Origin of the sequence: Stutzerimonas decontaminans, from assembly GCF_000661915.1 — a bacterium.
GTDB classification, from domain to species: Bacteria; Pseudomonadota; Gammaproteobacteria; order Pseudomonadales; family Pseudomonadaceae; genus Stutzerimonas; species Stutzerimonas decontaminans.
This window is the reverse complement of the sequence record NZ_CP007509.1, coordinates 3676082-3687400: the sequence shown is the minus strand read 5'-3', so window position 1 is coordinate 3687400 and position 11319 is coordinate 3676082. Positions and strand designations below refer to the sequence as shown.

The window sequence follows — 11319 nt, the reverse complement described above, 5'->3', positions numbered from 1 at the left end:
ACCGCACGGAGACAGCCATCACTACGAAGGGGCAAAAACCACAGGGACAAACAACCATTTCGAGGGCATGCGCGTTGGCCGGGTAACCAGGCCCGCAAGCCCCAACGCCGTTCATTTAATGCATGCGTCCTCGCTAATTCCGGCGAGAATGCCGCAAGCCTCAACTTCCCGCCCATCGTTGCAATTAGCCCGCAGTGAAACGAGTTGTCGTTCGAGTGATTGCAGAGCGGTTTCAATACTTGTGCTTTGGCAACAAGCGTCACAGGTAACGTCTGAAGTCGTTTCCGTTGGCTGCATTGCAACGTGCCGCATGATCATCACCTCCGAGGGGAGGAAAGTTTACAGCTGCCATCGAGCCCACATTTGAGACTAATTGAAGGTGGGCGAACATGCGCAAGCATGTGAGAGCAACACAAAGCCTAGAAATCAAACATTTATGGTTTGAATGTCTTAATTTTCCGTGATCTCGTTATGATTCCATAAAAATTCCCGTCATGGAAATGTTCTGATAAATCAATCAGTTAGGATGGATGTGAGTGAATTTTCCCGTTATCTCGGCATGGCCCCGAATACGGAGCAGCTCCCAGCTTACGGCGCACCTTGTCGAGTTCAGAAAGTTCACTTTGCTACTCTGGTCAGCCCGTCGAATGGGTTGATGGGTGTGAGTTGAGCGGAGCAAGAAAGCATGAGCTACAGGGTTGATCTTGGCTTAGGAGGCGAGAGCATTGGGTGATAAGTGCGCTCTACCGTCCGACTTAACCTCGGGAATGCGCTACAAGACGTTTCTGACAAGGGTGATGGCTTTACTAGCCGGAGGCGCCATGCCGCTTGCCTTTGCCCCTGTGGGCTGGGCATGGATTGCGGTGATGGCTCTTGCCGCATTATTTGTCCTGGTCGCGCAATCTTCAAGGCGTCAGGCGCTATGGTCGGCCTACATATTTGGCCTTGGTTACTTCGGCGTAGGTGTCTCCTGGGTCTACATCAGCATCAGCCAGTACGGCAATGGCCCCGTGGTGGCAGTGTTAGCCACAACGGCCTTTGTCTCGCTGCTAGCTCTCTTCCCATGGGGCGTCGCGTATCTCGTACGCCGCCTGCACCCTGAGATCGATGCGACGGCGCTCTGGCTAGGGCTACCAGCGGCATGGGTGTTGAGTGAATGGATGCGCACCTGGTTCTTAACCGGCTTTCCTTGGCTTTTTATCGGCTACAGCCAGACCGACACCACACTTGCCACTATCGCTCCTGTCTTTGGTGTGCTTGGCGTGAGTTTTCTGGTGGCCTTGCTCGCTGGCGGGCTTGCGTGGGTTATCTTGGGCTTAAGCCTGCACCGTGCGACGGTAGCCGGTGCCGTGTTAATCGCTACTCTCGCCAGCTTGCAGATTCTGGATCGTGAGTGGACGCAGCCAGCCGCTGGCCCTATCAATATTGCCCTCTTGCAGGGAAACATCACGCAAGACAAAAAATGGGACCCGGATTCCCGGGAAATCACGCTTGACCGCTATCAGACGCTTACGAAGCAGCATCTCGGGGCCGACATCGTGATTTGGCCAGAAGCGGCAATCCCGATGTGGCATGACCAGGCTAGAGAATATCTTGCTGAGCTCGAGGCGTTAGCCGATCAGGCCGGCACCTCGTTAATGATTGGCGTCCCTATACGCGAGACGGACGGTCGCACCTACAACGCGGTGATAAGCCTCTCAGATCCCGCAGGGTACTACTACAAACGCCACCTGGTGCCATTCGGTGAATATGTTCCGCTCCGGAACTTCTTGGGTTCGGCCCTCGACGTGCTCGGGGCGCCTATGTCCGATTTCACACCAGGACGGGAAGCGCACGTCCTTAACGCAGCGGGTGTGCCCGTCGGAGCACTCATCTGCTACGAGGCGGTCTTTGGTGCTGAAGTCACGGAACTTCTGCCCGAAGCGCAGTTACTGGTGAATGTCAGCAACGATGCTTGGTTCGGCAGCTCAATCGGCCCTCTCCAGCACTTCCAGATGGTCCGCATGCGTGCCATCGAAACCGGACGTGACCTACTGCGAGCCACGAACACGGGCATCACAGCAACTGTCAGCTATGAGGGAAAGGTCCTTACACGCGCTCCTCAATTCCGCGTAGCCACCCTCAGCGCCGAAGTGACCCCCCGAACTGGCGCGACCCCTTATGTGCGCTGGCGGGATTGGCCTATCCTTGGCGTGATCGCACTCGGACTCGGTTTGCTCCTGCTTCGTCGAATTCGGCAGTATCATCGGTTGGATACATAACGCTTGCCATTCTCACAGCGAGCAGACTCTGTATCGGGTGAGAAGGAAGGGATTTGTCTACATATGGCATTGGCTCGCAGGAAAAAGCTCCAAAGCCGGGCTGGAGAAACATGAGCTGGCTGCCGGCATCCTGGCTGTGATCAACGGCCACCTGGGTGACCACGGCCTGTCGCTGCGCCAAGGCACTATCGTCGATGCCACACTGATCAACGCGCCGAGTTCAACCAAGAACAAGGACGGCAAGCGCGACCCGGAGATGCACCAGACCAAGAAAGGCCAGCAATACTACTTCGGCATGAAGGCGCACATCGGCGTGGATGACGAATCGGGCTTGGTGCACAGCGTGGTGGGCACGGCGGCCAACGTGGCGGATGTCACCCAGGTCGATAAGCTGCTGCACGGCGACGAGAATGTGGTTTGCGCCGACGCTGGTTACACCGGCGTTGAGAAGCGTCCCGAGCATGAGGGGCGTCAGGTGATCTGGCAGGTTGCGGCACGCCGCATCACCTACAAGAAGCTCGATAAGCGCAGCGCGCTATACAAAGCCAAGCGCAAGATCGAGAAGGCCAAAGCCCCAAGTACGCGCCAAGGTCGAGCACCCGTTCCGCGTGATCAAGCGGCAGTTTGGCTATACCAAGGTGCGCTTCCGCGGGCTGGTGAAGAACACCGCTCAGTTGGTCACGCTGTTCGCGCTGTCGAATCTGTGGAAGGCGCGCCGACGGTTACTGACCAACGCGGGAGAGGTGCGCCTGTAATGCGGGGAATGGCCGCCGCGAGGTGCTCGCGGCGGCTAAAAACACAGAAATGAGCGGTGATCTGATCATTTTTGGTCGATTTTCCGCTTTCAAAATCGGCGGAAGCTGAAGTCAGCCAGAAATACATGGCTACTTCAGACCATCCCTAGGGAGACACTGCATAAATAGCCAGCCGCCCCCACCCTTGGCACACTGAGCCCCCTCAACCAGCCCCCTCCATGAGCTTTGTTACGCGCGTGCAGAAGACCTTCTCCGAACTCGAATATACCGGCAAGAAAAAGCAGACTCGCCGAGATCGCTTCCTGGCTGACCTTGAACAGCTGGTGCCCTGGGCACAAGTGGAGGCGCAAGTGGCGCCGTTCTATAGCGACACCACAGGCAAGCGTGGACGCCCTGCGATTGGGTTGTCGCGCATGCTGCGCATGTATGTCGTGCAGCAGTGTTTCGGTCTCTCCGATGAAGGTACCGAAGATGCCGTCTACGACAGCCAGGCCATTCGTGGTTTCATCGGCATCGACCTGGGCCGTGAGTCGGCACCGGATGCCACTACCTTGTTGCGATTTCGCCGCTTGCTGGAAACCCATCAGCTAACGCGGGTGCTGTTTGAAACGATTAACCAGCATCTGGCCAGCCGGGGTCTGCTGCTCAAGGAAGGCACTATCGTCGACGCTACCCTGATCGCCGCGCCGCCCTCGGTCAAGAACCGAGAAGGTAAGCGTGATCCTGAGATGCATCAGGCCAAGAAAGGCAATCAATGGCGTTCTCCAGATTGCCAGCAAGCGTCAACTTCGGCCTGTCGGCCGGTGGGAATTATGCTGAACAGGGGCTCCCACTGGCCTTCGCAGCTCAGCATGACTGGCCTGTCTGGCTCTTCGAGCGCGGTCTGGTAGAGCGACTGCAGTAAGGGGCGATCAATCAACGGGGTGTCGCACGGCAGTACGAGCATCCACGCGTTGCGAGCAGCTGCAAGACCGCTGCGTATTCCTGCAAGGGGCCCGGGGAATCCCTGCTCTTCATCGCTAATCAATCGATCGGCATAGGCCGAGTAGCGGGCTCGATTGCGGTTGCAGGATAGCAGCAGGTCGTCTGTCAATGGCTGAACGGTCTCATGCAACCATGCAATCAATGGGCGTCCCTGCCATTCGACCAGTCCTTTGTCCTGTCCTCCCATGCGTTGCCCACGGCCACCCGCCAGAAGCAGGATGGAGCAGGAAGGCAGTAGCGGGTCGGGCATATCATCGCTCCAGAAAAGCTTGCATATAGCGCTCGGGCTGGCGGTCAGGCAACGTGCGCGCGGGAGGTGTGGAGGCCTGGCGCTCGGTTTATTGGAATCTGTGTCGCGCTTCGGCGACCCAGGAGTGCTTCAGCTAAACCAACGAAAAATCCTGTTGTCTATCTCCTCCATCCACTTTCTCTGGAAGAGGGTGCCGCCTGCTCATTGGCCGATACAAGGAGAACAATCAAATGCAGGAGAGAAACGTTTGGGTTGATTATGCCAAGGCGATCGGGATCATTCTTGTTGTCTACGGGCATGTCGCGCGAGGCGTATTCAATGCCGGGTTGCCGATGGATGAGGCGCGATTCGTGCTGGTCGACAGCATCATCTACAGCTTTCACATTCCGCTGTACTTCTTCCTGTCGGGTTTATTCTTCTTCGATTCGTTGCAGAAGCGGGGCCGGGGCGGGTTGATCATCAACAAGGTCGACACAATCGTCTATCCCTTTATTGTCTGGTCTTTACTACAAGGTCTGTTCGAAGTCGTCCTGTCGAATTACACGAACGGTCAGGTCACCTTGGTTGAGGTGTTCTCGCTGCTCTGGATGCCGCGAGCGCAGTTCTGGTTCCTGTACGCTCTGTTTCTGGTGTTCGTGGTTTGTGCGTTTCTTTATGCGCGGGCAGATCGGCGCTATTTCTTGCCATTCGTGGTCCTGTTTGGCTTGCTGTATGTCTTCCAGCAGGATCTGACGGTAAACAACATGACCCGCTTTATCCTGGGCAACACCGTCTTCTTCGCATTGGGCGTCTGGTTCAACGAGGTCAAGGCGTTCTTCCTAGCGCGTTATACACAGCTGACATTATTTTTCGGTGCGCTGTTCATCCTGGGGCAGTACCTGTTTCATGTGACCTTCGGTCTGAACTATGCCGATGGCGGCATGGCGGTACTCGCGCTTGCAACCATATCCATCTTTTTCATGATCGCGTTGTCGATGTGGCTAGGTCAGTTTCGCGTGGATTGGTTTCTGTTCATCGGCGCTTCGTCGATGACGATCTACCTGATGCATATTCTGGCCGGTAGCGGGGTGCGGGTAATACTCAGCAAATTCCTCGGTATTGATTCAATCACAGCGCATCTGATTATCGGAACGCTGATCGGTACGGCGGCTCCGTTGTTGGCGCAAGTCGTGATCAATCGTTACAAACTGTACTTCTTGCTTACCCCGCCCGAGCAGATTTCGGCATCTCAGTTCCATATGCGCAAGGCTGTTGCCCACTAGGGAGACACTGCATAAATAGCCAGCCGCCCCCACCCTTGGCACACTGAGCCCCCTCAACCAGCCCCCTCCATGAGCTTTGTTACGCGCGTGCAGAAGACCTTCTCCGAACTCGAATATACCGGCAAGAAAAAGCAGACTCGCCGAGATCGCTTCCTGGCTGACCTTGAACAGCTGGTGCCCTGGGCACAAGTGGAGGCGCAAGTGGCGCCGTTCTATAGCGACACCACAGGCAAGCGTGGACGCCCTGCGATTGGGTTGTCGCGCATGCTGCGCATGTATGTCGTGCAGCAGTGTTTCGGTCTCTCCGATGAAGGTACCGAAGATGCCGTCTACGACAGCCAGGCCATTCGTGGTTTCATCGGCATCGACCTGGGCCGTGAGTCGGCACCGGATGCCACTACCTTGTTGCGATTTCGCCGCTTGCTGGAAACCCATCAGCTAACGCGGGTGCTGTTTGAAACGATTAACCAGCATCTGGCCAGCCGGGGTCTGCTGCTCAAGGAAGGCACTATCGTCGACGCTACCCTGATCGCCGCGCCGCCCTCGGTCAAGAACCGAGAAGGTAAGCGTGATCCTGAGATGCATCAGGCCAAGAAAGGCAATCAATGGCACTTCGGGATGAAGGCCCACGTTGGTGTCGACGCCACATCGGGACTCGTGCACAGCGTGGTAGGGACTGCCGCCAACGTGGCGGATGTCACCCAGGTCGATCAGTTGCTGCACGGCGCCGAAACCTATGTTTCGGGTGACGCTGGATACACTGGTGCGGCCAAGCGACCGGAGCATGCTGAACGGGACGTTGTCTGGTCGATTGCAGCACGGCCAAGCAGTTACAAACATCACGGCAGAGACAGCGTGCTGTACCGAGTCAAGCGCAAAGTCGAATACGCCAAGGCGCAGCTGCGTGCCAAGGTCGAGCATCCCTTCCAGGTGATCAAGGTGCGCTTCAATCATCGTAAGGTTCGCTACCGTGGACTGGAAAAGAATACGGCGCAGTTGTTCAGTCTGTTTGGGTTGGCCAATCTGGTACTGGCCAAGCGGTATTTGCAACGGACGGCGGGATAAGTCCGTCCGAAAGGCGGGGCTGGCCCGCTAATCAGCAAAATCAGGGTAGAAATCGGCCCAAGAAACGCAGAATAAGGCCGGTAGGTTGAAAAAACCGGGTTGAAAAAGGGGGACGGTGAGAATTGGCTAATTGTTCAGCGTCTCCTTAATGTCATCTCAGCTCTTCGCGATGCCTGAAGCCGATGCGATAATCGTTACCGATAGCTGACGTTTGCCAATAACTCAAAGGACGGGGTCTATATGGAGAAGAGATATGAGCACTCAAAAAATCTGCTGTTTAAGTATGCAAGCAGCCAATGGCGGGGTCAGACCGGACGTTCCGGCCAGGAAGGGTGGGAAGGGGCTGGGAATAGCTGAGTGATGGATCAAATTCCCTCTTTACTCATCGCCGGCCAGCTCTTAATGGCGATAGTGGCAGGTTTGCTGCTCAACCTGACGCCCTGCGTTTTGCCTGCAATTCCCATTAAGGTCCGGACCATCTTACGAGAGGCGGGCAGCCAACGATCGCACCGCGTGCTGGCGGCATTGGCGTTCACCGCAGGAACGCTCGCGTTTTTCCTGACGTTGGGCGGACTGACCGCACTTCTGCAGTGGAGCTGGGGCACTTTGTTTCAGTCTGCGGTGTTCGTTGGTGTCCTTGTTGCCTTGATGGTCGGGTTTGCGGTGGTCACCTGGCTGGATTTGCCCATCCCGATCCCGGCGTTCGCCGCCTCGGTCCATGGCCGGCGCTACTTTGAAGCATTCGTATCTGGGTTATTGAGTGCGGTTTTGGCCGCACCCTGCGCCGGTCCTTTCCTTGGTGGAGTCCTAGCCTTTGCCGTTACCCAGCCGACGCCGGTAAGTATGGGGATATTCGGCAGTATCGGGCTGGGGTTGTCGCTGCCCTACGCAGCATTGATGCTCAAACCCGATTGGCTGAGCCGGTTGCCCAAGGCGGGGCCCTGGACCCTGGTCATTAGAGAAGTGCTCGCGTTGGTCTTGCTGGCCGCAGCCGTCTTTTTCAGCGCGAGCCTGGTGCCCAAAGCGGTTTATACCTGGCTATGGTGGTCTTGGCTGGCCCTGGTGCTGGCCTGGGGTGCCCGCCGTTTCGTCCAGGGTAATGGTACCGTGCGTGTGATCACCACAACGGCGGCAGGCCTTGCCCTTGCGATGACTGTGGAATTCGCATCCCCGCTGGGCAACAGCGAAGACGAACTCGTCTGGCAACCCTACTCCGCAAAACTACTGACGGAGACAAAAGCCCAGGGCACACCCTATTTGCTGGAGTTCACCGCCGACTGGTGCATCAACTGCAAGATACTTGAGCGCACGGTCTACCAGGAGGCCGCTGTGGCCGAAGCCGTGCGGCGCACCAAGATGGTGCCCATACAAGTTGACGTGACAGCGAGCAACCCAGAAAAAGATGCGCTATTAACTGCGACCGGCGGGCAGGCCTTACCCTTCGCAGTGGTTGTTGACCGTGACGACACCGTTATCGCCCGTTTCACGGGGCTTTTTGACACCGACAGCTTGGTCGAAGCTATCAATCGCACCGGAAACCCACAACCTTAGATACTGGAGACCCAATCATGGTGATTCGACAAAAAGGATTGCTAGCTGGAGTAGTGGTTTTTGCGATCGCGATCGCTGCGTTCATGTTGATCGACACCAACGGAAACAACCTCGACGCTGCCCAGACTGAACGTGCCGGTCTTGAAGTCCCGGTGCCGACCCGAGCAGGGTTGGCAAATTCCGCTGATAAGGTCCGCCTCACTGTTGCGGGAGGCGCCGCAGCAATGGCGGGAAAGACGGGTGATTTCGTTTTAACACTGAACATTCAACCGGGCTGGCATGTGAATGCAAATCCGGCCTCCATGGAATTCCTGATTCCCACCGTCGTCAGCTCTTCAGTCAACGGCCAGGCGCTTATAATCCCGACGCAGTACCCGCGCGGCCGGGTCAGTGACATTGTGCTGAGTGACACCGCCCTAGAGGTGTATGACGACGGTGCAAGTATTCGGCTGCGGCCCGACGAAAAACAGACCGCCGTGCTGGAAAAGGTAGGCAGGCTCGAAATGATTGTACGGGTGCAGGCCTGCAGTGACGAGGGCATTTGTCTGGCACCGACTGACCTGCCCGTTGCGCTGAATCTGGACGATACCAAGCGACAATAAGTCAGAACGGCCTTCGGAAATGACTCAATTGGGGAATGACTGTGAACAGCTTATTCTGAGTATTCCCCGATTGCCGTGGTTGCGCTGGGCAGCTCAACGCCATGCCCCACCGTTCATATCTTGAGATGGGCGAGACTCGCTTCGTTAAACACCAAACTTACATTGTGATTCGCGCATTCCGCATGACGAAGTGGCTTCGGGGCAGTGCCGGCAATCGGTCCCAGGTGATTGATAGATCCTGTTCGGGAACCTCATATTGGAGCGAGCGAGCCAGGAAGCGAACAGCAACGCTCATCAATGCGACGGCGACGCCTTCACCTGGACAGCGATGGTTAACATGCGGGTCGCCTGGTCCTTGTGGGATGAAGCAGTATGGCGACGGAGAGTTGGATCGAAAGCGCTCAGGCTTGAAACGATCTGCCTCCTCCCAGAGCTGGGAATCGTGATTGGTTCCGTATAAGTCCAGCAGGACTAAGGTGCCCCTGCCAAAGGAAAATCCTTCCCATAGAAAATCTTCTTTCACGCGAGCGCTGATCGCTGGGAAGAAGGGGTAGAAACGCCGCACTTCCTGCACAAAGCAACCTATATCTCTTTCATCTCCCGACTGCAGGTTTCTCAGACAGAACGGGTGCTTGTGCAGCGCTAGCGCTGCAAAGGTTATGAATACAGAGACGGCTACCGTCGGCCGCAGCAGATTTAGTAGTTCCACTGATGCGGTATGTAGATCCAACGGCTGTCCGTGCTGGTCCTTGTAATGGGCGATGCGTTCGAGAGGCGATTGCTCGGGTGTAGGGGGAGCGGCGCGAGTGGACTCGACGAGCTCTGCCGCCCATTGCTCCAATCGGCGACGTGCCTTCCGTGCCTGCCAGTGCTGCAGACCGATCGCGCCGGCGTGCTCATAGAGAGCTGCAAGATCTTGAGTCCATTGTTGAACATCTCTTTCAGCGATTGGAGCACCGGCCCAGTCGCATACGGTGCGGCATAGAATTTCGCGAGCAATCTCGTAGAGGACGATTGACTCACCGGGACGCCAAGTTCGCGCATACTCCCTCCAACGAACCTCGCTCAACTCTGCTAGTTCCTGCACGTTCGCGGGTGTGAGCACTCCCATGAAGAGGGCCTTTCGGTGACGATGCGCATCACCGTCCAAACCTTGGACACCGTCTTGTCCGAATAAGGTTTTTTGCAGTCGCTTGGGCGCAGCGTTCTGGCGAACGAATCGGTCAGGGTCGCAAATCAAGCGAGCAGCTTCGGCACCTGTTAGGCACAGAGTTTTCTGTAATATCAAGCGAGTTTGAAACACAGGCGATTGATGAAACTTACTGCGCGTGGAGATAAATCGGTAGGGATCTCGCAAAAAGGCCCAAGTACTGTCCAATCCGGTGTCACGCGGTATGTTTGGCATTGCTGACCCCACCCGTTCTAGCTACGTGTTGCGGATTTCATCCTGCTCTGAAGAATTGTGACCGGCCGGGTAAGCAGATGTTGGATGAACAGGATCAATAAATTGCCCGAAATAATTTCTGGGGTAGTCCTTTTCATGCAATCCAACCTCAGCCTCGCCCAGCTTCCCGGCGCTGTCGTAGAAGGTTCCAAACATCTGATCCCACACAGTTGAAAACTCACCGAAGTTGACCTGAGCGTCTTCGAAGTCGCGCTTATGGTGCCAACGATGGACCTCAGCAACCCCTAGCACATGCCGCAGCCAACCCACGCTGTAGTCCAGGTTCGAATGCTGAAAGGCCAGATGGACGGTTAGGATCCCAAACCACGTTGCGACTACGGCGTAAGCGTCCGCCCTGCACCCACTGCCTGCCCTAGCCTTGAATAGCCACAATGGTGCCCACCATTTTTTAGTGGACACCATTGTGGATACGCCCCCCTCTACTCCTCGCCGCAGTCGCCGCCCCAACTTTTCGGTGGAGTTCAAGCTTCGTGTCGTCGAGGCCACGCTATTGCCCGGCGCATCCGTCGCGTTGATCGCCCGAGAGCATGAGGTCAACGCCAACCTCGTCTTCAAATGGCGCCGTCACTATCGGGAGGGGCAGCTGAGGCCAGTTGCCCACCAGGTTACTTTGTTGCCGGTCAACCTGAGCAAGGCGCCGACGCCCTCAGCGGAAGAGGCAATGCCACTGCCGTCGAGTCCGGGCGGACTGGTTGTGGAGTGCGGTCGGGTCACCTTGCGCATTGAGGGCGTGCCCGACCCGCAAACCTTGCAACTGGTCTTGCAGCAGGTGTTGCGATGATTGCCCCGCCCATCGGGACTCGCATCTGGATCGTGGCTGGAGCCACCGACATGCGGCGGGGGTTCGATGGCCTGGCGGCCCTGGTGCAAACCCAACTTGAGGCGGATCCGTTCTCCGGCCAGATCTTCGTGTTTCGGGGACGGCGCGGTGACCGGATCAAATTGCTGTGGTGGGATGGCGATGGCTTGTGCCTGTTCTGCAAGCGGCTTGAGCAGGGGCGCTTCGTCTGGCCGCAAGCCACCAGCGGCAGCGTCTCCTTGACGACGGCACAACTCGCGATGCTGTTGGAGGGCATCGATTGGCGCCGACCGCTGCGCACCGCACCGGTACGAGCAGTCTGATG

General features: G+C 56.9%; 9 protein-coding genes and 4 pseudogenes. 9 read left to right on the top strand and 4 right to left on the bottom strand.

The window, feature by feature from the left end:
- Window positions 1-111 precede the first annotated feature (111 nt).
- A pseudogene (locus UIB01_RS22915) lies at window positions 112-231 on the bottom strand (Cd(II)/Pb(II)-responsive transcriptional regulator); the annotation flags it as partial.
- Window positions 232-821: 590 nt separating this feature from the next.
- On the opposite strand from UIB01_RS22915, the gene lnt reads away from it, so the two are divergent.
- The 3 genes and pseudogenes from lnt to UIB01_RS17060 all read left to right on the top strand — a co-directional run.
- Window positions 822-2261, top strand: a complete 1440-nt coding sequence (gene lnt / locus UIB01_RS17070; protein ID WP_017246079.1) for an apolipoprotein N-acyltransferase — start codon at window positions 822-824, stop codon at window positions 2259-2261.
- Window positions 2262-2361: 100 nt separating this feature from the next.
- Window positions 2362-3016 (top strand): annotated as a pseudogene (locus tag UIB01_RS17065) (IS5 family transposase); the annotation flags it as partial.
- 218 nt (window positions 3017-3234) lie between these two features.
- Window positions 3235-3774: pseudogene (locus UIB01_RS17060) on the top strand (IS5-like element ISPsp6 family transposase); the annotation flags it as partial.
- Here UIB01_RS17060 and mobA read toward each other — a convergent pair.
- A pseudogene (gene mobA / locus UIB01_RS22910) lies at window positions 3774-4250 on the bottom strand (molybdenum cofactor guanylyltransferase MobA); the annotation flags it as partial. The pseudogenes UIB01_RS17060 and mobA overlap by 1 nt on opposite strands.
- A 230-nt stretch (window positions 4251-4480) precedes the next feature.
- Between mobA and UIB01_RS17055 the strand changes: the two are divergent.
- The 4 genes from UIB01_RS17055 to UIB01_RS17040 all read left to right on the top strand — a co-directional run bounded on the left by UIB01_RS17055 (window position 4481) and on the right by UIB01_RS17040 (window position 8730).
- Window positions 4481-5512: an acyltransferase family protein gene (locus tag UIB01_RS17055; RefSeq protein WP_038663097.1), complete on the top strand. Its 1032-nt coding sequence runs from the start codon at window positions 4481-4483 to the stop codon at window positions 5510-5512.
- Window positions 5513-5581: 69 nt separating this feature from the next.
- On the top strand, window positions 5582-6577 hold the full coding sequence (locus UIB01_RS17050) for an IS5-like element ISPsp6 family transposase (RefSeq protein ID WP_017246247.1): 996 nt from the start codon (window positions 5582-5584) through the stop codon (window positions 6575-6577).
- Window positions 6578-6937: 360 nt separating this feature from the next.
- Complete coding sequence (locus UIB01_RS17045; protein WP_017246246.1) at window positions 6938-8128, top strand: protein-disulfide reductase DsbD family protein; 1191 nt, start codon at window positions 6938-6940, stop codon at window positions 8126-8128.
- Between the two features lie 17 nt (window positions 8129-8145).
- The gene (locus UIB01_RS17040) at window positions 8146-8730 is read left to right on the top strand and encodes a protein-disulfide reductase DsbD domain-containing protein (protein WP_017246245.1); all 585 of its coding nucleotides are present in this window, start codon (window positions 8146-8148) and stop codon (window positions 8728-8730) included.
- A gap of 157 nt (window positions 8731-8887) precedes the next feature.
- Here UIB01_RS17040 and UIB01_RS17035 read toward each other — a convergent pair whose 3' ends face one another.
- Both UIB01_RS17035 and UIB01_RS17030 read right to left on the bottom strand, forming a co-directional pair.
- Window positions 8888-10135 (bottom strand): cytochrome P450, encoded by a 1248-nt coding sequence (locus UIB01_RS17035; RefSeq protein WP_038663091.1) that lies wholly within the window; start codon window positions 10133-10135, stop codon window positions 8888-8890.
- Window positions 10136-10156: 21 nt separating this feature from the next.
- The gene (locus UIB01_RS17030) at window positions 10157-10597 is read right to left on the bottom strand and encodes a sterol desaturase family protein (protein WP_230585260.1); all 441 of its coding nucleotides are present in this window, start codon (window positions 10595-10597) and stop codon (window positions 10157-10159) included.
- A gap of 1 nt (window position 10598) precedes the next feature.
- Between UIB01_RS17030 and tnpA the strand changes: the two genes are divergently transcribed.
- Together tnpA and tnpB are read left to right on the top strand one after the other, a co-directional pair.
- Window positions 10599-10976: an IS66-like element accessory protein TnpA gene (gene tnpA / locus UIB01_RS17025; RefSeq protein ID WP_170934318.1), complete on the top strand. Its 378-nt coding sequence runs from the start codon at window positions 10599-10601 to the stop codon at window positions 10974-10976.
- Window positions 10973-11317 carry an IS66 family insertion sequence element accessory protein TnpB gene (tnpB, locus tag UIB01_RS17020; protein ID WP_003291615.1) on the top strand — a complete coding sequence of 115 codons (345 nt, stop codon included), beginning with the start codon at window positions 10973-10975 and terminating at the stop codon, window positions 11315-11317. The genes tnpA and tnpB overlap by 4 nt, the downstream gene beginning before the upstream one ends.
- Window positions 11318-11319: the final 2 nt, after the last annotated feature.

What these genes read in the sequence shown, in the direction of transcription:
- UIB01_RS17045 (WP_017246246.1), top strand. Translation starts at nt 6,938, where the DNA reads ATGGATCAAATTCCCTCTTTACTCATCGCCGGCCAGCTCTTAATGGCG.
- UIB01_RS17035 (WP_038663091.1), bottom strand. Translation starts at nt 10,135, where the DNA reads ATGCCAAACATACCGCGTGACACCGGATTGGACAGTACTTGGGCCTTT.
- tnpB (WP_003291615.1), top strand. Translation starts at nt 10,973, where the DNA reads ATGATTGCCCCGCCCATCGGGACTCGCATCTGGATCGTGGCTGGAGCC.
- UIB01_RS17030 (WP_230585260.1), bottom strand. Translation starts at nt 10,597, where the DNA reads ATGGTGTCCACTAAAAAATGGTGGGCACCATTGTGGCTATTCAAGGCT.
- lnt (WP_017246079.1), top strand. Translation starts at nt 822, where the DNA reads ATGCCGCTTGCCTTTGCCCCTGTGGGCTGGGCATGGATTGCGGTGATG.
- UIB01_RS17040 (WP_017246245.1), top strand. Translation starts at nt 8,146, where the DNA reads ATGGTGATTCGACAAAAAGGATTGCTAGCTGGAGTAGTGGTTTTTGCG.
- UIB01_RS17055 (WP_038663097.1), top strand. Translation starts at nt 4,481, where the DNA reads ATGCAGGAGAGAAACGTTTGGGTTGATTATGCCAAGGCGATCGGGATC.
- UIB01_RS17050 (WP_017246247.1), top strand. Translation starts at nt 5,582, where the DNA reads ATGAGCTTTGTTACGCGCGTGCAGAAGACCTTCTCCGAACTCGAATAT.